The organism is Pseudoxanthobacter sp. M-2 (genome assembly GCF_046156265.1).
Classification (GTDB): domain Bacteria; phylum Pseudomonadota; class Alphaproteobacteria; order Rhizobiales; family Segnochrobactraceae; genus CAMDHY01.
In genome coordinates this window covers 610,554-631,470 of the sequence record NZ_JAWDIR010000022.1, presented here as the reverse complement: position 1 = coordinate 631,470, position 20,917 = coordinate 610,554, and the positions used below count along the sequence as shown (strand labels likewise).

The following is a 20,917-nucleotide window of genomic DNA, read 5'->3' as shown; positions in this document are numbered from 1 at the left end:
CGGGCCCTCCTCACGCCGCCTGCCGGGCGCGCACGATGTGGGCGCGCAGCTCGTGGACGACGTCCTGGAAGGGCGCCGTGTAGGTCACCTCGAGGTCGCGCGGCCGCGGGAAGTCGACCACCCGCTCGGCGATGATGCGGCCCGGCCGCGCCGACATCACGAAGATGCGGTCGGCGAGGAAGGCCGCCTCGCGCAGGTCATGGGTGACGAGGATCACCGTGATGCGGCTTGCCGCGTGCAGGTCGCGGATGACGCACCACAGCTCCTCGCGGGTGAAGGCGTCGAGCGCGCCGAAGGGCTCGTCGAGCATCAAGAGCTTCGGCTCGTGGATGAGCGCCCGGCAGAGCGAGGCGCGCTGCTGCATGCCGCCGGAGAGCTCCCACGGGAACTTCGATCCGGCGCCGGCGAGCCCGACCGAAGCGAGCAGCCGCTCGGCCTTTGCGACATAGGCCGCCTTGTCGCGGCGGATGCGGCTCCGGTGCGGTTCGACGATCTCGAGCGGCAGCAGCAGGTTCTCGAGCGTCGTCCGCCACGGCAGCAGCGTCGGCGCCTGGAAGGCCATGCCGGCGATCTTGACGGGCTTCGAGACGCGCACACCGCCCACCGCGACGGTGCCCGCGGCCGGGAACTGCAGCCCGGTCGCGAGCTTCATCAGCGTGGACTTGCCGCAGCCCGACGGCCCGACGACGGCGGCGAACTCCCCCTCCTTGACCGACAGGCTGAGGCCCTCGACGGCGGGCAGGCCGACGCCGCCACGCCCGTAGACGTGGCGCACGCCGTCGAGCGTCACGAACGCCATCGGCCGCCCCCGTCCCCGTCGTCCCCCGCGGCGCCGGTCACTCGACTTTCAGAACCGCCTCGTCCGGCAGGAAGGAGGCATCGAACACCGTCGCGGCATCGGGCTTCGCCTTGAACTCATATGTCAGGCCGATCTGGTCGATCGCCTCGGCGAGCCGCGCCGGGTCGACCTTGCCGAGGCCGTTCGCCTTCACCGCGTCGGTGAGGATGTTCTCGGCGAGCGCCATCTTCAGGCGTTCGAGTTCGGTCGCGGGCTTCGCCACCTCGTTGCGGGCGATGACGTAGGCGACCGCGCCCTCCGGGTCGGCGATGGTGTCCTTCAGCCCCTTCACGAAGGCGCGCAGGAAGCCCTTCACCGCCTCCGGATGCTCGGCCGCGAAGGCCGGGCTGACCAGGATCGAATTGCCGTAGAGCGCCACGCCGTTGTCGGCCATCAGCTGCACGACGATGTCGTCCTCCGGCACGCCGTTGGCCTTGAGGTTGATGTAGGAGGAGAACGAGAAGCCGAAGATCGCGTCGACGTCGCCCTTCGCCAGCATCGGCTCGCGGACCGGGAAGCCGACGTTCTCCACAGTGATGGCGCCGTCGTCGATGGCGTTGACCGACTTGTAGATCGGCCACTTGTCCCAGGCGGCATCCGGTGCCGGCGCACCGAGCTTCTTGCCCTCGAGGCTCTTCGGATCGTCGGTGATGCCGAGGCTCTTGCGGCCGACGACGGCGAAGGCCGGCTTGTCGTAGACCATGAACACCGGCTTCAGGTCGACGCCCGGGTTGGCGTCACGGAACTTGATGACGGCGTTGAGGTCACCGAACCCCATGTCGTAGGTGCCGGCGGCGACGCGGTTGATCGGCTCCAGCGAGCCGCCGGCCGAATCGATGGTGACGTCGAGGCCCTCGTCCTTGAAGTAGCCCTTCTCGAGCGCCACCAGGAACGGCGCCGACGGGCCCTCGAACTTCCAGTCGAGCGAGAACTTCACCGGCGTGTCGGAGAGGGCGGGCGGGGCGACGCCGGCGGCGAGCGCCGCGGCGATGATCAACATGCGGGCAAAGGGTGACACGATGCGGGCACTCCGAGCGTTCGCCCGCGCGAGCCTGGCGCGCGGGCGGCTGAACCATGCCGTTCGCGCAGCAAGGACCGTGCCGCCGCTCGTCCCTCACATGTTGAGCTTGTCCTGCCAGCGGTACCAGGCGACCGCCGCGCCGAGGAACCACGGCTTGCCGGTGTAGAGCGGCCGGGTCGGGAAGGGCAGGTCGTCGAAGGCTGTCTTGCCCTCGGGCTTGCCGAGGATCTTCTGGCCGATCCGCATGCCCATGTAGCTCGCCATCGACACGCCGGAGCCGCAGTAGCCCATCGCGTACCAGGCGCCCTCGTGCTGGCCGGTGTGGGCGAGCGTGTCGAAGGTGTAGGCGACGAAGCCCATCCACGAGTGGCTGATCTTGGTGGTCGCGAGCTCGGGGAACAGCCGCACCATGTCGGCGTGCAGCTTCGGGCCGCTGACGCGCGGGTCGGTCTCCGCCGCCGAGACGCGGCCTCCGAACAGGATGCGGCGGCGGTCCGGCGATGCCCGGTAATAGTAGACCACCTTGCGGGTGTCGGAGAGGATGCGGTCGTTCGGGATGAGCCGCGCGACCAGCGCCTCGTCGAGCATCTCGGTGGCGATGATGTAGCTGCCGATCGGGATGACGCGGCGCTGGTGCCACGGCGTCACGGCGCCGGTGTAGCCGTTGGTGGCGACGACGAGTTCCTTCGCGCGCACCATCCCCTTCGGCGTCGTCACCTCGAAGCCGCCCGCCTCGCGGCGGATGCCGGTCGCGGGACAGTACGGCACCACCGTCACGCCGGCGGCGAGGCAGCGCTCCAGCAGGCCCTGGTGGTAGCGCCCCGGGTCGATCGAGGCGTGATGGGGATAGACGAGGCCGCCGTGATAGCCGTCGGTGCCGATCTCGCGGCGCTGCTCGCTGCGCGGCACGGCCCAGGCGCCGGTCTCCAGCCCCTTCGGCTCCTGGCCGACCGAGCGGGCGAGCTTCTCGTACTGCACGGCATTGTGGGCGGCGTGGAAGCGGCCGACGACGGCGAAGTCGCAGGCGATCTTCTCGCGGGCGACGAAGTCCTCGATCCAGGCGAGCGCGTTGCGGCCCTCCTTCAGCATCCCGTAGGCGCGCTCGCTCTCGCCGTAGCGGGCCTTGAGGTCGTCGAAGTCCGACTTGATGCTGGTCGAGATCTGGCCGCCGTTGCGCGTCGAGCAGCCGAAGCCGGCGGCCTCGGCGTCGATCACTACCGTCGCGCGCCCGCCCCTGGCCGTCTCCAGCGCCGCGTTGAGGCCGGTATAGCCGGAGCCGATGACGAGCACGTCCGCCGTCGCCGGCGGCGCCACCTGCGGCAGGTCCGGCCGCGGGACGTGGTCCCACCAGTAGGCGGTGGTCTTGAAGTCGGCGGCGAAGAGATCGGACACGCGCGGGGCTCGCTGACTGGTAGGCGACTCGATCGTTAGCACACCGGCGGCGTCACTTCCTTCTCCCGCCGAAGGGGGGAGAAGGTGCCCGATGGGCGGATGAGGGCGCGCCGCGAAGCGGCGCGAGCGTCGCTCCGATTGGCCTCACGGCGCGCCGTGCGCGCCGCCCTCATCCGGCGCTGCGCGCCACCTTCTCCCGGCAGGCCGGGAGAAGGAAGATGCACCTACAGCCGCACCGCCACGCTCTTCAGCTTGCAGTAGCTCGTCACCGCCTGCAGCCCCTTCTCGCGGCCGAAGCCGGAGAGGCGGTTGCCGCCGAACGGCACCTCGATGCCGCCGGCGAAGTACTCGTTGACGTAGACCTGGCCCACGTCGACGTCGCGGGCGAAAGTGAGCGCCTTCGAGAGGTCGCGGGTGTAGATACCGGCGACGAGCCCGTACTGCGTGCCGTTGGCGGCGGCCACCGCCGCCTCGAAGCCGTCGACCACCTGCACGGCGAGAACCGGGCCGAAGATCTCCTCCTGCACGATCGGGTCGTCGGCGGCGAGGTCGTCGAGCACGGTCGGCTCGTAGAACCAGCCGAGGCCGGTCTCGGGATCGGTCGTGCGCTTGCCGCCGACGGCGACCGCGAGCCCCCGCGCCTTCGCCGCCTCGACGAAGCCCTCGACCTTGGCGAGCTGCGCCGCCGAGTTGACCGGCCCGACCTGCGGGTTCCGGAGCCCGTGGCCGATCGTCAGCGCCGCCGCCCGCGCCACCAGCTTCTCGACAAACGCCGCATGGACGCTCCGCTCGATGACGAGCCGCGAGCCGGCCGAGCAGATCTGGCCGGCGTTCTCGTAGATCGCCCCGAGCACGCCTTCCAGCGCCGCGTCGAGGTCGGCATCCGCCAGCACCACCAGTGGCGACTTGCCGCCGAGCTCCAGCGTCAGCCGGGTGACGTTGTCGGCCGCCGCCTTCATCACCCGCTGCCCGGTCGCAACCGAGCCGGTGAAGGTGATGTGCCGCACCGCCGCGTGAGCGACGAGCGGCGCGCCGGCCTCCCCGCCGAAGCCGGTGACGACGTTGACGACGCCCGCCGGCAGCCCCGCCTCGACGAGCAGCGCTGCCAGCATCAAGGCCGTTGCCGGCGTCGTCTCGGCCGGCTTCACCACCGCCGTGCAGCCGGCGGCGAGCGCCGGCGCCAGGCTGCGGGCGGTCGTCGAGATCGGGTAGTTCCACGGCACGATGTGGGCGGTGACGCCGACCGGCTCGTTCACCGTGAAGGCGAAGGTGTCGCGGCCGAGCGGGATCGTCTCGCCTTCCAGCTTGTCGGCCGCGCCGGCGTAGTACTCGAACGCCCGCGCGGCCCCCATCACGTCGCCGAGCGCCTCGCCGATGGGCTTGCCGACGTCGAGGCATTCCGCCACCGCCAGCCGGTGCGCGTTCGCCCGGATCAGCGCTGCCGCGGCGGTGAGGATGCGGCCGCGCTCGGCCGGCTTCATCCGGCCCCACGGCCCGGCGAGCGCCCGCTCGGCCGACGAAACCGCGTCCGCCACGTCGTCGGCGTCGCCGGCGGCGAAGCGGGCGAAGGCCTTGCCGGTGCCGGGGTCGACGCTCTCGAACGAGCCTCCCGCCCGCGCGGCCACAAAGGCGCCGTCGATGAAATGTCCGTCCGGCAGGCCGTCAATGCCGCCGCGCGACAGGGCCTCGGCGGCGAGCCGCTGCAGATCCGCGTTCAACTCAGGAAACCTCGCTCTTCTGGTAGGTCGAGCGTTCCAGCCACGCCGGCTCGATCTCGACGCCCCAGCCCGGCGCGTCGGTCACGGTCACGCGGCCGTCCTCGACCCGGTAAGGGTCGTTGCGGAACAGGCCGTACTGCCAGGGATAGTAGTCCGCCTCCTCGATCGAGAACTCGAGGTAGGGGCCGGCGTTCGGGATGGTCCGCAGCAGGTGCATGGTGAACAGCGTCACCATCGACAGGTTCGCCGCGTGCGGCGTGATCGGCAGGCCGGCGGCCGCCGCCATGCCCGCCACCCTGAGCGTCCGCACCATGCCGCCGAGATAGCAGACGTCCGGCTGCACGACGTCGACCGCCCCCATCTCGATCATGTGGCGGAAGGTCGGGATCATGTTGTCCTGCTCGCCACCGGTGACGTCGAGCGACAGCGCCTCGCGCACTTCGCGCGTCTGCTCGAGCTCCCACCACGGACACGGCTCCTCGAAGTGGACGACGCCGTTGTCCTCGAGCATCCGCCCGACCTCGATGGCACGCGCCGGCGAGAAGCCCGAATTGCCGTCGACGAGCAGCGTCGCGCCCGCGCCCAGCGCCTTGCGCACCGTCGGCACGATCGCCTCCGACCTGCCCGGCCACTCGTCGATGTCGTGGCCGAACTCGGCGCCGACGCGGAACTTGAAGGCGTCAAAGCCGTGCGCGTCGCGCAGCCGCACGAACCGTGCCGCCTCGTCGTCCGGCGTGATGTCGCGCTTCATCGAGGAGGCATAGGCGCGCAGCTTCCCCGGCGTGCCGCCGAGGAGCGCGCACACGGGCTTGCCCTCGCGCTTGCCCTTGAGGTCCCACAGTGCCGTGTCGAGGCCGCACATCGCCCGGAACAGATAGGAGCAGGGGAACTTCAGCTCCTTCTCGGGGATGCGGTCGATCAGCGCCGCGATGTCGTCCGCGTCGGCGCCGAGCGCCCACGGCGCCACCTGCCGGTGCACGACCAGCGCCGTGATGTCGGCGTTGTAGGCCGACACCTGCCCCCAGCCCTCGGCCCCGTCCTCCGCCGTGACGCGCAGGAACGCGACGTCGCGCGTCGCGAAGGTCTCGATCGCCTTGATCTTCATGGGGCCCGGTCCCGTGCCGCGGCGGGCCCGTCATGCGGCCCGTCTTCCGTCCTTGGCGAACAGACACCGCCCAAATGGTCTAGGCGGAAGGTCCATTTTCGATAATCTGCCAGTCCGCTTTGCCGGCTGGGCCCGTGGCGCGGCGCGGCCGGCGGCAACCGAAGGTGGGGACCGGCGATGGTGAAGAAGACGGGCGGCGTGCTGCTGTCGGCGCTGAAGCTCGACGCGGCCGCCGACAAGCCGCTGTCGGCGCAGCTCGCCTCGGGCATCCGCGACCTCGTGCTGAACGGCGCGCTGCGCGCCGGCGACCGCCTGCCGGCCACCCGCACGGTCGCCGACGATCTCGGCGTCTCCCGCACCACTGTCATCGAGGCGTTCGCGCGCCTGACGGAGGAAGGCCTCGTCGTCTCGCGCACCGGCGCCGGCACCTATGTCAGCCAGGCGCTCGCCGACCACCGCCCGCAGGCCACGGCTGCGCCCGCACCGCCGCGCGCGCCCGGCATCTCCGCTGCCGCCGAGCCGCGGCTGTCGCGCGTCATCGCGCAGCGGTCGGAAGCCTTCGACGAGCGCCTCGTGCACGCCCCGCGCGCCTTCACCACCGCCATGCCGGCCTTCGATGCCTTCCCGATGGCGCTGTGGTCGCGCCATGTCGCCAAGCACTGGCGGGCCCGCCGCGATATCGTCATGGGCTATGGCGACGTTCGCGGCTACGGCCCGCTGCGCCGGGCGATCGCCGCCCACCTGCGTGCCAACCGGGCGATCGCCTGCGAGGCCGACCAGGTCTTCATCGTCAACGGCGCCCAGCACGGCTTCCAGCTCGTCGGCAACCTGCTGCTCGATCCCGGCGACGCCGTCTGGTTCGAGAACCCCGGCGCCATCGGCGCCCGCAACTGCTTCACCGCCGCCGGCGCCCGCCTGGTGCCGGTGCCGGTCGATGCGGAGGGCCTCGTGGTCGAGGAGGGGGTGCGTCGCGCCGGCGACTTCCGCCTCGCCTTCGTCACGCCCTCGCACCAGCAGCCGCTCGGCAGCACCATGAGCCTCGCCCGCCGTCTGGCGCTGCTGTCCGCCGCCGACGCGGCCGACGCCTGGATCGTCGAGGACGATTATGACGGCGAGTTCTGCCACCGCGGCCGCCCGCCGCCGACCCTGAAGTCGATCGATGTCGCCGGCCGCGTCATCTACGTCGGCACCTTCTCGAAGACGCTGTTTCCCGCACTCCGCCTCGGCTACCTCGTGGTGCCGCCGGGGCTGGTACCCGTGTTCGAGAAGCTGATGAGCGCGTTCGCCCCCGGCGTGCCGTCGAACCCGCAGGCGGTGCTTGCCGACTTCATGGACGAGGGCCACTTCGCCGCCCACATCCGCCGCATGCGCAAGCTCTATTCCGAGCGCCACGACGCCCTTCTCGACGCCGCCCGCGCCCGTCTCGCCGGTGCGCTGGACGTCATGCCGACCGAGACCGGCCTGCACACCATCGCCCGCCTGGCAGACGGCTTCGACGAGACCGACGTGACGGAGCGCGCCTGGGCCCGCTCCGTCACCGTCGTGCCCTTGTCGCGCTTCTGCCTGGAGCCCGTCGCCGAGCGCGGCCTCGTCCTTGGCTTCTCCGGCGTGCGGGTGGAGGAGATCGCCAAGGGCGTCGGCGTTCTCGCCGATGTCTTCGACGATGCCCGCCGCCTGCCGCTCGCCGGCTGAGGCGCGCAGCCCGTCGTCACACCGCGTAGGCGGCGCCCTCGTGCGGCTTGACGACGACGATGCTGCCGCGCGGCACGCGGTTGTAGAGATCGATGATGTCCTGGTTGAACAGGCGGATGCAGCCCGACGACAGCGCCTTGCCGATCGACCACGGCTCGTTGGTGCCGTGGATCCGGTAGATCGTGTCGCGGCCGTTGGAGAACAGGTACAGCGCCCGCGCGCCCAAGGGGTTCTCCAGCCCCGGCTCCATGCCGTTGCGATAGGGCTCGAGCTCGGGCCGGCGGGCGATCATCTCGGCCGGCGGCGTCCAGGTGGGCCACTCGCGCTTCAGCGGGATGTCGGCGCGGCCCGACCACGAGAAGCCGTCCTTGCCGACGCCGATGCCGTAGCGCATCGCCCGGCCATTCTCGCGCACAAGATAGAGGAACGGCCCGGACGTATCGACCACCAGCGTGCCCGGCCGCTCGCCGGTCGGGTCGGCCACCTCCTGGCGCAGGAAGCGGCGGTCGATCTTGCGCACGTCCACCGCCGGCACCGGGAAGCGCTCGTAGGGAAGTGCTGCATACATCTCGGTGTAGTAGGCGAGGTCGGGGCCGGTGGGGGCGTTCGGGTTGACCGCGCCGGCAGTGCCGGGGCGCGCGTTCGCCGCCCCCGGTGCCCGGCTGGCGACCGCGAGCCCCGCCACCGGGCTTCCCCCCGGCATCGTCTGGCACCCTGCCACGAACGCCGCCGCGCCGAGCACGAGCCCCCGCCGGGTCAGTTTGGTGAAGGGCGAGGCGGGGTCGCGGACCGGCGGAGGCGTGGTGCGGATCATGATTGTGTCGTTCCCGAGCAAATGAATGTCGGGCCGAAACAAACCGCCTCATCCGGCCAAAACACGGCAGGCCCCCGGCGCTACCCCTTCGGGCAGATCGTGTAGACGAGGCGGATCGGGCCGGTGCAGGTGTGCAGCCCGTGGGCCTTGTCGTAGGCCCACGCGTCGGCCTCGCCGTCGCACGCCTGGTCGACGAGCTTCGCGTACTTGGTCTTGTCGACCGGGCCGGCCCGACAGGCCTCGTGGCCGGCGAAGGCGCCGGTACAGCAATAGGCCTGGGCCTCCGTGTCGGTCTGCTTGAAGCCGAGCCCGCCGACGCGCGTCGGTGCCGTGAGTTTCCCGCACGGCGAGAAGCAGCCGATCGGCTCCTTGCTCTTCGGATCGCGCATCCGCAGGTCCTGGCGGGCGAGCTTCGGGAACGCCCCGTCGGTCGACAGGTCCTCGCGCGTCGGGCAGGCCTGCGTCGTCAGGGCGGGGCAGGCGGCCGGGCTGCAGCCGGCGACCGTGTTCTCCGCCGCCTTCGGCTCTACCGAGACCGGCAGCGTGTAGCCGCCGTTGAGCTCCAGCGAGAAATAGCTGCGGCAGCCCTCGCCCGAGCACCACGTCGCCTCGAGCCCCGAGTTCACCGTCGCCGACCGCCGCTCGCCGATCGTGCAGTTCTCGCCCGTCTTGTCGCAGCCGGCCTTCGGCCACACCTTCGTCGGCAGGATCACGGCGTCCCCGATCTTCACCGCGAGGCTCCTGCGCTCTCTCGGCGCGAGCTTCACCACCGCCTTGGTGCCCGGCAGCCCCTCCTGGGCGATCCAGACCGGGAAGGAGCAGAGGTTGCGCACCACCAGCCGGTCGTCCGCCTGCGCCGGGGCAAGGGCTGCTAGCGCCAGCACCAGCGTCGCCAGCACCACCGTCAGCGCCGCCCCGAACCTCGCGGTCCATCCCATCGCGACCCCGCCCCCGTTCCCGCCCATCGCCGCCGCTCCCGCCGTCATTTCGGCACCGGCGGGCAGAAGGTGGCCGTGATGGTGACGCTGCCGATGCAGCTGTGGGTGCCGTTGGCGTCGTCGTAGGGGTAGGCGTAGACCTCGCTGGCGCAGGCCTTGTGGATCAGCGACACGTACTTCGTCGTCGCCACCGGCCCGGCCTTGCAGGCGGCCGCCTGGCCGTAGACCGGGCCCTGGCAGCAATACTGGGCCGCCGCCGCGTCGGTCGGCTGCAGCCCCTCGACCTTGGTGAGATAGGCGCACGGCGCCATGCAGCCGACGAACGCGCCGCTCTCGTAGAGCCGGAGGTTGACGCTCTTGTAGGCCGGGAAGGTGCCGTTCGACGACAGGTTCTCGGTGGTCGGGCAGCTCGTCTCGGTGATCGTCGGGCAGACGGCCGGCGTGCAGTTGCTGGTGTGGCCGGCATTCTTGCTCGGCACGATCGAGACGGGCAGCGAGAAGCCGTTCACCATCGAGGCGTCGATGAAGGTCTGCCCGCTCGCCCCCGGCACGAAGGTGACCTCCGGCATCGAGGCGATCGGATAGGTGCAGCCCTCGGGCGGGCAGGGCGCCGCCTGCTGGCCGGTCTTGCAGTTCTGCCCGGTGTCGTCGCACCCGGTCTTCGGCCACAGCGCCACCGACGGCGTCGCCACCGTGTTGGAGATCGCATAGGTGTGCGAGGCCTTCGGCGCGAGCTCGACGACGACCGGATTGTTCACCCCGCCGCCGGCCGGGTTCATGTTCTGCTGCTGGATCCAGATCGTCTCGCTGCAGAGGTTCTGCACGACCAGCGCATTGTTCGCGAGCGCCGCCGTGGCCGCGAGGACGAGGGGGAGGGCGGCGAGGAGGGAGCGGACGCCCGACCGGCCACGCGCAGAAACAGGGGGGCGCCCGCGGCGGCCCCGACCAAACCCGAACACTATGAGACCCCCGACGACGCTTGCACCGAGGGGCAGTGTCGGCGGGGCGGGGGGCGGGGGTCAAGGTCAGCCGATGCCGCATTGGCCTTTCACGGATCGGCTGCTGTGAAAAATCCGTGCTACAATCCGGCTCGTGCGCCGTTGCCGCCGGTCCTCGTTTTCCGCCGCGGCGGCGCGGCCCCGGCTCGAGAAGGCCCTTGCACCATGACGGCCGTCGCCCGCTATATCGACACCCTCCAGGACCAGGGCGGCCTGAAGGGAACGGACATCGCGAACTTCACGGACGTCTCGTCCGCGACGGTGCATCGCTGGAAGGCGGGAACGCATCTCCCGCACCCGGACACCCAGCTGCTGCTCGCGCAGCTGCACTACATCGTCAGCCGGCTCGACGAATACTACAGCCCGGCGGAAGTCCGCCTCTGGCTCTACGCGCCGCATCCGCAGCTGGAAGGTCGGCGCGCCATCGACGCAATCGTCGCCGGCCGCGCCACCGAGGTCATCGCCATCCTCGATCGCCTCGATGCCGAGGCCTATCTTTGAGCGAGCCTCGGCCGCCGCGCCCGAAGGCGCTGCTCGATGCGATCGAAGCGGAGCCGGCCGGCGCCTTCCGCGGCCCCCTCTGGCGGGTGGTCACCGACGGCTATGATCCGCTGCGGCCGTCCCGCGCCGGCGGCCGCTGGGACGACGGCAGCTTCGACGTCCTCTACACGTCTACTGCGCGCGACGGCGCCCTGGCGGAATCCTGGTTCCACGCCGCGCGCGGCCAGCCGATCATCCCATCGAAGGTCCAGAAGCGCCTGTTCCGGCTGCAGGCCACGCTAGACCGGGTGCTCGACCTCACCGCCGACGGCAAGCTCGCCGGCCTCGGCGTCACCATGGCCACCTACGGCCGGCTGAGCTACCTCCGGCGCAGCGACGAGTACCCGACCCTCCAGCAGATCGGTGAGGTCGCCTTCTTCTACGAATACCAGGCGATCATGGTCCCGAGCGCGCGCTTTCCGGCGGCGAACGCCGTCATCCTGACCGAGCACGTCGCTCCGTCGCAGGTCCGCGTCGTCGAGGACGAGGCGGTCGATCTGGAAGCGTGGTCGCGGGAGAGCCGCGGGAGGCCGTAGGAAGGCCGCTGCGAAACGGGGGCCGCCGCGCTCACCCGCCTCAACCCCCTCGGCTCGTCATGCTCCGGCTCGACCGGGGCATCCATCCCAGGCTCGTCGCGGGCGTTTTCTACGCGGAGTGGATCGCCCGGTAGAGCCCGGAAGCGAGGTAGGGGGGACGGAGAGCGCGGCGCTCATGAGCTGGAATGAAGAAAACTGTAGCATCCTCCACATGAAACAGCGAAATGCAGCGACTAACGTTTGGGTTCTGCCGCCGCACAGATCTAGCGAGGCTTTGCCAGTCACCTCTAATGTGCGCTAACATCGTCACACGTACACGGGACTGGTTGGGGAGAAGGGTATATGAACGGGTTGGGAGGGACCAATCAGAAAAATCCGCAGGCCGCGCCGCAGAGGCTGCAAAGGATAAAAATCAAAGATAATAACGGAAGGAAAATTAACTGGATACATAGCATCGCAGTAGATGTTAATGCAAGCAAGGCAAAATTTTCAGAGTGCAAGTTTGACTACTCCCAATTTGAGTGCGGTTATTTTCGCAACTCGGAATTTAGAAATTGCAGTTTTCTCGGAGTCTCGTTCTATGACTGCAATTTTAGAGGGGCAAAATTTTACAAGTGCGATTTCCGCTATGCAACGTTTCATAGATGCCTGATAGATGTTGAAGAAATACTCGCATCAATACCCCATGAACCTAACATCAGGCGCGAATCGCTCCAGAATCTGAAGGCAAATGCTCTGGAGATGGGCGATTATGAGAGTATTAAGACTCTGGTTATGGATGATATACATGCGCGAAAGCTGCATTACCTTTACATCATAAAGGGAAAGGACTCTTACTATCGGGAAAAATATCCGACAACGATTTCAAGATTAGTTGCGGCTGTGAGGCTTAATGGCCTACGGCTGCAAGGGCTTGTTTGGGGCTACGGCGAAAAGCCATGGAGGCTCTTGGGAAGTTGCATAGTGATTTTAGCCGCGCTCTCCTTCATAAATCTCTGGGGAATCTTCCCACGGCTGACCTGGACGGAGTCGCTGGCGGGTCTGAAATCCCTTGAGTACGTTGTAAGACTGTTTCTAGATATGCAGGTCGATCCGAGATTCAGTGGATTCTACGCAATTGATTACATCGTTGTTTGCATGAGGTATCTGTACATTGGACTGTTTGTTTCTGTTCTGTTTCGTTCAGTTTCTCATAGGTAGATCACGATGCTTCTTTCCGTTGGTATATTCGGATCCGTGGGGCGGCGGGAGAACGATTCTATGAGTGATCTGGATGTTCTGGCAGTTGTAAAAAGTGGGACTAGTAAAATTGATAAAGAAATTGTAATTAGCTATCTTCCGGCCGAATATTTGCCAATGCCGCTGTCTATCTCTTGGTATGGCGAAAATAGAATAAGAAATATGTATCTAAATGGAGAGCTATTCGCTTGGCATATATTTTACGAAACAATTTTATTGTACGATGCTTATCATTTCCTTGAGTCACTTGGGCGTCCGGAAAAATATAAGAGCTGCATACAAGATGTGAGATCTTTTCGCGCGATATTTGATAATGTAGCTAGCCAAGTTACCAGTATGCCGTATAATTCTATTTACGAAGCCGGGATTATATATTCCTGTGTTCGCAATATAGCGATGTCAGCTTCATGGTATTTGTGTGCAAGGCCAAACTTCAGCAGATACTCCCCATTTGATCTGCAACTGGAGTCGCCGTGCCCGATTTCCCGCGAGGAGTACATTCTGGCGATGAAGTGCAGAATGTCGTCCCAGCGAGGAGATGCCCCGCCTCCTGGTGTGGATGCAGACTTCGTTTTGAAGATAGCGTCTGTATTGCCAGCGTGGCTCGATGATATAGAAACTGAAGTTAAGGGAAGGATGAAAAATGGCTAAGGCAGATCGGCGTACACGGTTCGAGGCGCGCATCCAGATCGAGCGGTCGATGCTATCTGCAGTGAATGCGAAACTGGGCCATCTGGAGCCGCTTGCCGGTATGACATTGCCGGCTCTGTTGTCGTGGAAAGGTCGGATCAGTCAAAAATGCGACGCCGAATTTGTAAATGATATATATAAGATACTTACAGAATGTTCGATTCGTGCCGAACTTCTCGCGGATAATAGTAAGGATGTATTCGAGAAGTCGCTTGTCAGGAAGAGCAGTCAGTTCGAAGTTATTTTGGAAATGCTGAATGAGAGGTTGGCGCATCGTTGATATCGACTATGCATTGCTGAATGTGAGGGCGCCGCAGCCATCTGCCCTTGTACCGTTCCGCAACGAAGTTTGAGTTTTAGCAGCGCTACGAGGCGATACCCGTGCGCCTCGAAGTGCACAGGGGAGGCAAAGCCCTTTGAGGTTGCCCGCTCCAGCCACCCCTACCCCACTATCTCCTTCAGCACCGAAGCCCCGATCGTGTACTTCGGGTCGACCATATTCCCGAGCCGCACCCGCCCGGCCTGCGTCAAGAGCATGTACGCGTCGAGCTCGTCGAAGCCGTAGTCGGCGGCCAGCCAGCGGGTGAGCTCGCGGTAGGCGATGCGGGCGGCGTCTTCCATCGGGCGGCCGGAGCCGATGGTCATGATGAAGCGCTCGTTCTCCAGGCGCGGCCAGCGGAAGGTCCAGCCCTTGATGAGGTCGATCTGCACCGTCGTCACCGTCGGGTGCTCGATGGCGACGCCGCAGAGCTCGCCGTCGCCCTGGGCGGCGTGGCAGTCGCCGAGGAAGAGGAGGGCGCCCGGCGTGTTCACCGGCAAGTAGACGATGGCGCCCGGCGCCATGTCCGGCAGGTCCATGTTGCCGCCGTAGTAGTCCGGGACGATCGAGGCGATCGCCTCGATCTCCGGCGAGGTGCCGATGGTGCCGATGAAGGGCTCGTAGGGCAGCGTGATGCGGTCGCTCCACTTGACGCCGGTGACCGGGTCGACGTGCACCTTCTTGACGATCTCCGGCAGCGGCTTGTTCAGCATCGCCGTGTCGCCGGTGCCGGTGAGCCCGCCGAACTCGGGGATCAGGCAGGTGGTGCCGGCCGGCTGCGGCCCGCGCGGCACGATCGTCTGGATGTGGACGGCGAGGCAGTCGCCCTTCTCGGCGCCCTCCACATAGATCGGCCCGTTCTGCGGGTTGACGTAGGGGAAGTTCAGCACCTTGGTCGGCAGGTCGGCATCGGTCTTCACCGCGCCGTGGAAGGCGTCGTGCGTCTCCGCGGCCACCACCGCGCCGGGCTTCACCCGCAGCACGGGCGCCGCGTAGGGGCCGTAGACGTATTTGTATTCGCCCTGCTCGGCCTCGGTCAGCGTGTGATGGGCGCGCGCCTCGCCCTTCGCCACGCCGCGCTTCGCCATGATCGAGCCTTCGAGCCAGGACATCCGCCACTCCCTCAAGTCGCCGTTCCCCGCGGCCGGCCGGGTGCTCCCCGACCCTTTCGCCGCGCTCCGGACCCGAGCATAGCGCGCCCGGAGGGCGGCGCCAGCCGTTCGCGCCTTCGTTTCTCTTACTCTCGAGGTCATTCCCGGCCTTGTGCCGGGAACCCATTCGCTTCCACGGGGGAGAACCTCGCGAGGGTGCATGGTGGGGCTGGCGTTGCATGGGTTCCCGGCACAAGGCCGGGAATGACCACGGAGGGGGAGGGGGCCGCTGCTTCCCCCCGTGACGGCCCCGCCGCCCGGTGCCACACTCTCACCCGAGGCCGCCGTCGGCCGTCACCACACGAGGGGAACCCCATGGATCTCGGACTGAAGGGCCTGAAGGCGATCGTTTCCGGCGGCACCAAGGGCATCGGGCGGTCGATCGCCGACACGCTGGCCGACGAGGGCGCCGACGTCGCCATCTGCTCGCGCAACGCCGCCGAGGTCGACGAGGCCGTGAAGGCGCTGTCCGCCAAGGGCGTGCACGCCTCCGGCCAGGCGGTCGACGTCGCCGACGGCCCGGCATTGGCCGCCTGGGTGAAGGAAGTCGGCGAGGCCGGCGGCATCGACATCGTGGTGGCGAACGTCTCGGCGCTCGCCATCGGCCCGGAGGAGGAGAACTGGAAGAAGGCCTTCGAGACCGACCTCCTCGGCACCGTCCGCATGGTCGAGGCGGCGCTGCCGTACCTCGAGAAGAGCAAGGCGCCATCGATCGTGGCGATCTCGTCCGTCTCCGGCCGCGAGATCGACTTCGCCGCCGGCCCCTACGGCACCTTCAAGGCGGCGCTGATCCACTACATCCAGGGCATCGCCTTCCAGCTCGCCGGCAAGGGCATCCGGGCGAACACCGTCTCGCCGGGCAACACCTATTTCGCCGGCGGCGTCTGGGAGAAGATCGAGAAGGGCAACCCGGACTTCTTCAAGCACGCCCTGTCCCTGAACCCCACCGGCCGCATGGGCACCCCGCAGGAGATGGCGAACGCCACCGTGTTCCTCGCAAGCCCGGCCGCGAGCTTCATCACGGGTGCGAACCTGGTGGTGGACGGCGCGCTGACGAAGGGCGTGCAGTTCTGACGCTCAGCTGACCCCGCCTCAGGAGGGCGCGAGCGGCAGCGCCGCGCTCTCCTTGAGCGTCTTCAGCACGAGGTTCGACTTCACCCGGTCGACGGCCGCGTGCGTCAGCAGGTGGTCGTTGACGAGGGCCGAGAGGTCGTCGAGGTCGCGCACCCGCACCTTCAGCTCGTAGTCGCTGTCGCCGGTCAGCATGTGCGCCTCCAGCACCTGCGGCAGGGCATCGAGCAGGGCGGCGAAGCGGGCGTGGTTCTCCGGCGAGTGCTCGCGCAGCCTGACCGTAATGAACACCAGCACCGGCACGCCGGCGAGCCGCGGGTCGAGCTCGGCGCGGTAGCCGCGGATGACGCCGACTGCCTCCAGCGCCTGCCGCCGCCGCGCCACCTGCGAGGCCGACAGCCCGACGGCGTCGGCGAGCGCCTGCCGGTCCTCGCCGGCGTCGCGCTGCAGTCGCTCGAGAATCCGCACGTCGAAGGCGTCGTACTTCATGTCGCGCACGCTCCGCGTCATTCGTGCGCAGTTTCGCGCATGAGGACGCTCCACGCCAGTACTGAATGCGCGCCACCGCGCGGGCTGGCGCGCTTAAGCTGCTTCCTCGCCATTCGCCCGAGGGAGCAGCATCATGGGTCCGTTTCCGCACGACGCACCGCCCGCCACGATCTCGGCCGCGAACCCCGCCGGCACCGACGGCTTCGCCTTCGTCGAGTTCGCCCACCCGGACCCCGCGGCGCTGGAAGCCTTAATGGTCACGATGGGCTTCACGGCGGTGGCCCGCCATCGCAGTCGCGCCGTCACTGCCTGGCGCCAGGGCGACGTCGTCTACCTCACCAACGCCGAACCCGGCTCCTATGCCGCCCGCTTCCTCGCCGAGCACGGCCCATGCGCCGTCGGCATGGGCTGGCGCATGGTCGATCCGGAGTTCGCCCACGCCCGCGCGCTCAGCCTCGGGGCCGAGCCCGCCCCGCGCGACCGCGGCGCGCTGGCGCTGGACGCTCCTGCAATCGCCGGCATCGGCGGCTCGGTGATCTACTTCCTGCCGCAGGATGGCGGCGGCCTCCTCGCCGAGTTCGAGCCGATTGAGGGCGCGGAACAGGCTCCCGCCGGCGTCGGCCTCGCCTACATCGACCACCTCACCCACAACGTCGTGCGCGGCCGCATGGACCTGTGGGCGGATTTCTACCGTCGCCTGTTCAACTTCCGCGACATCCGCTTCTTCAACATCGAGGGCAAGCTCACCGGCCTCGTGTCGCGGGCGCTGACGAGCCCGTGCGGCAAGATCCGCATCCCGATCAACGAGTCGGTCGACGACCGCAGCCAGATCGAGGAGTTCCTGACGCTCTACCGCGGCGAGGGCATCCAGCACGTCGCCTGCGGATGCCGCGACATCACCGCCACCGTCGCGGCGCTGCGGGCCGCCGGCCTGCCGTTCATGCCGGCCCCGCCCGCCACCTACTACGACAAGGTCGACGCGCGCCTGCCCGGCCACGGCGAGCCGCTCGAAATCCTCGCCGACCTCGGCATCCTCATCGACGGCGAGGCGGTGGAGGGCGGCGGCCGCACGCCGGTGCTCTTGCAGATCTTCTCGGGCACGGTGCTCGGGCCGATCTTCTTCGAGTTCATCGAGCGCAAGGGCGACGATGGCTTCGGCGAGGGCAACTTCCGCGCCTTGTTCGAATCGATCGAGGAAGACCAGATCCGCCGCGGCGTCCTCGACGCGGCCTGACTGGCGGAAGGGGAGGACCGCCCGGGGGCGCCCTCAGGCCACGTCCCTCAGGTCACCGAGCCGATGACGCCCTCGATCAGCCAGTCGGTGCGCTGCAGCTCGTCGGCGTAGGGCGCGAGCGTCGTGCCGGCCGGCACCACCACCTTGCCGGTATTGTCGCGGATCGGGCCGACGAAGATCGCGTCGTTGTCGTGCATCGCCTGCATCGCGGTGGTGGCCGCGGCGATCGCTTCCGGGTTGGCGCCGGCGCCGAACGGGCTCGAGCGGACATAGTCCTTGTCGTAGCCGCCGATGAGCCAGTTCGGCAGCGGCTTGCCCGCCTCCATCGCCTCCAGGAAGCCCTGGAACATCCCCGTCCAGTGGTAGTCGGCGCCGGTGATGTAGCCCCTCGGCGCGAGCGGGTTCTGGTCGAAGGCGTGGCCGCACACCTTCACGCCGCGGTGCTCGGCCGTCTCGATGGCGACCCGCGGCGCATCGAGGTGGCTGCCGATGACGTCGCAGCCGGCGTCGACGAGCTCGTTCACCGCCGCCGCATCGTGCACCGCGTCCTCCCAGCCGCCGGTGAAGATCACCCGCACGGTGGCGTCCGGGTTGGTCTGGCGCACGCCGAGCATGAACGAGTTGATGTTGAGCAGCACCGGCGAGAACGGCATGCCGGCGGCAAAGCCGATCTGGTTCGTCTGCGTGCACAGCCCGGCCGCGACGCCGTTGACGTAGTGGCCCTGGTTGATCAGTGCGTTCTGGCTGCCGACGTTTGCCGGAAAATCCGGCTTGCCGAGCGCGGTGGCCTGGCGGAACAGCACGTCCGGGTGCTTCTTCGCCGCCGCCAGCAAGAACGGGTCGTGGTCGAACGAGGTCGAGACGACGAGGCCGGCGCCCTCGGTGACCAGTCCTTCGAGCGCCGCCGCGTAGGCGCGCGTCTCGGCGTCGTCGACGCCGTCGGCATAGTTGGTGCTCTCGGGCAGGTAGCCGGCGTGGACGACCCGCGCCCCCGGCACGCCGCGCAGCGCGCCCGCGGCGCGGGCAAAGCTCTCGTTCCAGCCCCAGTCGAGCCGCGGGCCGATGTAGACGAAGCCGGCCGTCAGGCGCGCGGCGGGGCCGGCCGCGCGGGCCGCCCCCGACGGCAGCGCCGTGGCGGCGAGGGCTGCCGCTCCGGCCCGGCCCATGAGGGTGAGCGCGTCGCGCCGCGTCGGATCGAAGAGTTCCATGCCGCCCCCGCCGCGGCTCTCAAAAGGCCGCTTCGTGTAACCCCGGCGGCGATCCTACACGAAAGCCGGGCCGGCATGGCGATCTCGCGCCGGCCCGCCAGACGGTCGAGGGCTGGGGCCCTTACGCCTCACCCGCCGTCGCGTACTCCGCGATCAGCCGCTCGAAGTCCTCCATCGGCGGGAAGCCCTCGAAGCGGTGGCGCGCCGGCGTCTCGGCCCACGGCAGCTTCTCCTTCGTCATCGTCTCGATGAAGGGGACGAACCAGTCGTGGTCGTCCAGAAGCGTCGGCCGCACGTTGACGAAGCCGTCGAAGCCTACGACGCGGGTGAACATCCACGTCATGCAGTGCGGGCAGAAGAAGTGGTGCAGGTCCGGGCCGTGCAGGCCGCCGATCACCGGCGTGCCCGCCGTCACCCGGAAGCCGTCGGCGGGCATGATCGCCGTCAGCGAGAAGGCGCTGCTGCTCATCGACTGGCAGCCGCGGCAGTGGCAGGCCGCCGTGATCAGCGGCGGCGCCGAGATCTCGACGCGCACCTGCCCGCACCGGCACGCCCCCGTCAGCGGCAGCCTCGGTGGCTTCACGGGCGTCCCTCCCTCTCAGCCGAGCCGCGGCGCATACTCTGCCGCCGCCACCCGCGCCGGACGCCCCTCGATCGACAGCGTCGAGACGCGCGGCGGCCCTTCGGCGATCACGTTCCCCCGCCGCACCACGGCGAGCCGGTTCGCCTTCAGCCGGATCGCCTCGATCGGATCGCGGGCGTCCAGCACGACGAAGTCGGCGTTGCAGCCGGCCTCGAGCCCGTAACCCTCGAGCCCGAAGATCGTTGCTGGCGCGGTGGTGACGCTTTCGAAGCAGCCGCGCATGGCGTCGAGGCCGGTCAGCTGGGCGACGTGCAGTCCCATGTGGGCGACCTCCAGCATGTCGGCGTGGCCGAGCGAGTACCAGGGGTCCATCGTGCAGTCCTGGCCGAAGGCGACCGTCAGCCCCGCCGCCTTCAGCTCCGGCACCCGCGTCATGCCGCGGCGCTTCGGATAGGTGTCGTGGCGGCCCTGGATGGTGATGTTGATCAAGGGGTTGGAGATCACCCGCATGTTCGCCTCGGCCATCAGCGCGATGAGCTTGGAGGCATAGTAGTTGTCGAAGGAGTGCATCGAGGTGAGGTGCGAGCCGGTGACGCGGCCCTGCAGGCCGAGCCGCACCGTCTCCGCCGTCAGCGCCTCGATATGGCGCGACCACGGGTCGTCGCTCTCGTCGCAGTGCATGTCGACCAACAGCCCGCGCTTCTCGGCGATCTCGCACAGCGCCCGCACCGAGGCGGCGCCGTCCGCCATCGTCCGCTCGAAGTGCGGGATGCCGCCGACCACGTCGACGCCCATGTCGAGCGCCCGCTCGAGGTTCGCGACCGCCGTCGGCGAGCGGTAGTAGCCGTCCTGCGGGAAGGCGACGAGCTGCAGGTCGAGATAGGGGGCGACGCGCTTCTTCGCCTCCAGAAGCGCCTCCACCGCCAGCAGCCGATCGTCGCAGACGTCGACGTGGGTGCGCACGGCCAGCAGGCCCTGCGCCACCGCGAGGTCGCAGTAGCGCAGCGCCCGCTCCAGCACCGCCTCCTGGGTCAGGATCGGCTTCAGCTCGCCCCACAGCGCGATGCCTTCCAGCAGCGTGCCGGAGGTGTTGAGCCGCGGCAGCCCGAGCGACAGCGTCGCGTCCATGTGGAAGTGGATGTCGATGAACGGCGGCGTCACCAGCCGGCCGGTGGCGTCGATCTCGCGCGCCGCCGCCGTGCCGATCGCCGTCGCCGTCTCGACGATGCGGCCGTCCTTGACGGCGATGTCGATGCCGGTGCGCCCGTCGGGCAGGTTGGCGCGGCGGACGATCAGGTCGAGCATGGACAACTCCTCGAGGGGCACATCACCAGGGGGCGC

At 68.4% G+C, this 20,917-nt stretch carries 21 protein-coding genes; 8 read left to right on the top strand and 13 right to left on the bottom strand.

Features of this window, described 5'->3' with window-relative positions; genetic code table 11:
• Positions 1 to 10: 10 nt before the first annotated feature.
• The 5 genes from RUR49_RS14550 to RUR49_RS14530 form a co-directional block, all read right to left on the bottom strand.
• Positions 11 to 799 (bottom strand): ABC transporter ATP-binding protein, encoded by a 789-nt coding sequence (locus RUR49_RS14550; RefSeq protein ID WP_409147097.1) that lies wholly within the window; start codon positions 797 to 799, stop codon positions 11 to 13.
• Positions 800 to 836: 37 nt separating this feature from the next.
• Positions 837 to 1,856 (bottom strand): ABC transporter substrate-binding protein, encoded by a 1,020-nt coding sequence (locus RUR49_RS14545; RefSeq protein WP_409147096.1) that lies wholly within the window; start codon positions 1,854 to 1,856, stop codon positions 837 to 839.
• Between the two features lie 96 nt (positions 1,857 to 1,952).
• Positions 1,953 to 3,251, bottom strand: coding sequence for an NAD(P)/FAD-dependent oxidoreductase (locus tag RUR49_RS14540; RefSeq protein WP_409147095.1), 1,299 nt, complete (start codon positions 3,249 to 3,251; stop codon positions 1,953 to 1,955).
• Positions 3,252 to 3,475: 224 nt separating this feature from the next.
• Entirely contained in the window at positions 3,476 to 4,969 is a 1,494-nt protein-coding gene (locus RUR49_RS14535) for an aldehyde dehydrogenase family protein (RefSeq protein ID WP_409147094.1), read from the bottom strand.
• Between the two features lies 1 nt (position 4,970).
• The gene (locus tag RUR49_RS14530) at positions 4,971 to 6,074 is read right to left on the bottom strand and encodes a mandelate racemase/muconate lactonizing enzyme family protein (protein WP_409147093.1); all 1,104 of its coding nucleotides are present in this window, start codon (positions 6,072 to 6,074) and stop codon (positions 4,971 to 4,973) included.
• Between the two features lie 177 nt (positions 6,075 to 6,251).
• Here RUR49_RS14530 and RUR49_RS14525 point away from each other — a divergent pair, with 177 nt between their 5' ends.
• Positions 6,252 to 7,766 (top strand): PLP-dependent aminotransferase family protein, encoded by a 1,515-nt coding sequence (locus RUR49_RS14525; protein ID WP_409147092.1) that lies wholly within the window; start codon positions 6,252 to 6,254, stop codon positions 7,764 to 7,766.
• 16 nt (positions 7,767 to 7,782) lie between these two features.
• Here RUR49_RS14525 and RUR49_RS14520 read toward each other — a convergent pair whose 3' ends face one another.
• The 3 genes from RUR49_RS14520 to RUR49_RS14510 all read right to left on the bottom strand — a co-directional run bounded on the left by RUR49_RS14520 (position 7,783) and on the right by RUR49_RS14510 (position 10,342).
• On the bottom strand, positions 7,783 to 8,580 hold the full coding sequence (locus RUR49_RS14520; RefSeq protein WP_409147091.1) for a L,D-transpeptidase: 798 nt from the start codon (positions 8,578 to 8,580) through the stop codon (positions 7,783 to 7,785).
• Positions 8,581 to 8,660: 80 nt separating this feature from the next.
• Positions 8,661 to 9,518 carry a thaumatin family protein gene (locus tag RUR49_RS14515; RefSeq protein ID WP_409147090.1) on the bottom strand — a complete coding sequence of 286 codons (858 nt, stop codon included), beginning with the start codon at positions 9,516 to 9,518 and terminating at the stop codon, positions 8,661 to 8,663.
• A 44-nt stretch (positions 9,519 to 9,562) separates the two neighbouring features.
• Complete coding sequence (locus RUR49_RS14510) at positions 9,563 to 10,342, bottom strand: thaumatin family protein (protein ID WP_409147089.1); 780 nt, start codon at positions 10,340 to 10,342, stop codon at positions 9,563 to 9,565.
• 339 nt (positions 10,343 to 10,681) lie between these two features.
• On the opposite strand from RUR49_RS14510, the gene RUR49_RS14505 reads away from it, so the two are divergent.
• The 5 genes from RUR49_RS14505 (at position 10,682) to RUR49_RS14485 (ending at position 13,801) form a co-directional block, all read left to right on the top strand.
• The gene (locus RUR49_RS14505; protein WP_409147088.1) at positions 10,682 to 11,017 is read left to right on the top strand and encodes a hypothetical protein; all 336 of its coding nucleotides are present in this window, start codon (positions 10,682 to 10,684) and stop codon (positions 11,015 to 11,017) included.
• Positions 11,014 to 11,592, top strand: a complete 579-nt coding sequence (locus RUR49_RS14500) for an RES family NAD+ phosphorylase (protein WP_409147087.1) — start codon at positions 11,014 to 11,016, stop codon at positions 11,590 to 11,592. Before RUR49_RS14505 ends, RUR49_RS14500 begins: the two co-directional genes overlap by 4 nt.
• Before the next feature lie 342 nt (positions 11,593 to 11,934).
• Positions 11,935 to 12,792: a pentapeptide repeat-containing protein gene (locus tag RUR49_RS14495; protein ID WP_409147086.1), complete on the top strand. Its 858-nt coding sequence runs from the start codon at positions 11,935 to 11,937 to the stop codon at positions 12,790 to 12,792.
• A 60-nt stretch (positions 12,793 to 12,852) separates the two neighbouring features.
• A complete protein-coding gene (locus RUR49_RS14490) occupies positions 12,853 to 13,482 on the top strand; it encodes a hypothetical protein (RefSeq protein WP_409147085.1) in 630 nt (209 codons plus the stop codon).
• Positions 13,475 to 13,801, top strand: coding sequence for a hypothetical protein (locus RUR49_RS14485; RefSeq protein ID WP_409147084.1), 327 nt, complete (start codon positions 13,475 to 13,477; stop codon positions 13,799 to 13,801). Before RUR49_RS14490 ends, RUR49_RS14485 begins: the two co-directional genes overlap by 8 nt.
• 161 nt (positions 13,802 to 13,962) lie before the next feature.
• On the opposite strand, the gene RUR49_RS14480 is transcribed toward RUR49_RS14485, so the two are convergent.
• Positions 13,963 to 14,952, bottom strand: a complete 990-nt coding sequence (locus RUR49_RS14480; RefSeq protein WP_409147083.1) for an acetamidase/formamidase family protein — start codon at positions 14,950 to 14,952, stop codon at positions 13,963 to 13,965.
• 354 nt (positions 14,953 to 15,306) lie between these two features.
• On the opposite strand from RUR49_RS14480, the gene RUR49_RS14475 reads away from it, so the two are divergent.
• Positions 15,307 to 16,065, top strand: a complete 759-nt coding sequence (locus RUR49_RS14475) for an SDR family NAD(P)-dependent oxidoreductase (protein WP_409147082.1) — start codon at positions 15,307 to 15,309, stop codon at positions 16,063 to 16,065.
• An 18-nt stretch (positions 16,066 to 16,083) separates the two neighbouring features.
• On the opposite strand, the gene RUR49_RS14470 is transcribed toward RUR49_RS14475, so the two are convergent.
• Positions 16,084 to 16,572 carry an Lrp/AsnC family transcriptional regulator gene (locus RUR49_RS14470; RefSeq protein WP_409147081.1) on the bottom strand — a complete coding sequence of 163 codons (489 nt, stop codon included), beginning with the start codon at positions 16,570 to 16,572 and terminating at the stop codon, positions 16,084 to 16,086.
• A gap of 112 nt (positions 16,573 to 16,684) precedes the next feature.
• Here RUR49_RS14470 and hppD point away from each other — a divergent pair, with 112 nt between their 5' ends.
• Entirely contained in the window at positions 16,685 to 17,785 is a 1,101-nt protein-coding gene (gene hppD / locus RUR49_RS14465) for a 4-hydroxyphenylpyruvate dioxygenase (RefSeq protein WP_409147080.1), read from the top strand.
• 47 nt (positions 17,786 to 17,832) lie between these two features.
• On the opposite strand, the gene RUR49_RS14460 is transcribed toward hppD, so the two are convergent.
• The 3 genes from RUR49_RS14460 to RUR49_RS14450 form a co-directional block, all read right to left on the bottom strand.
• Positions 17,833 to 18,993 carry a BMP family ABC transporter substrate-binding protein gene (locus RUR49_RS14460; protein ID WP_409147079.1) on the bottom strand — a complete coding sequence of 387 codons (1,161 nt, stop codon included), beginning with the start codon at positions 18,991 to 18,993 and terminating at the stop codon, positions 17,833 to 17,835.
• 121 nt (positions 18,994 to 19,114) lie between these two features.
• Positions 19,115 to 19,576 (bottom strand): GFA family protein, encoded by a 462-nt coding sequence (locus RUR49_RS14455; protein ID WP_409147078.1) that lies wholly within the window; start codon positions 19,574 to 19,576, stop codon positions 19,115 to 19,117.
• Positions 19,577 to 19,591: 15 nt separating this feature from the next.
• Positions 19,592 to 20,881, bottom strand: a complete 1,290-nt coding sequence (locus RUR49_RS14450; RefSeq protein ID WP_409147077.1) for an amidohydrolase family protein — start codon at positions 20,879 to 20,881, stop codon at positions 19,592 to 19,594.
• Positions 20,882 to 20,917: the final 36 nt, after the last annotated feature.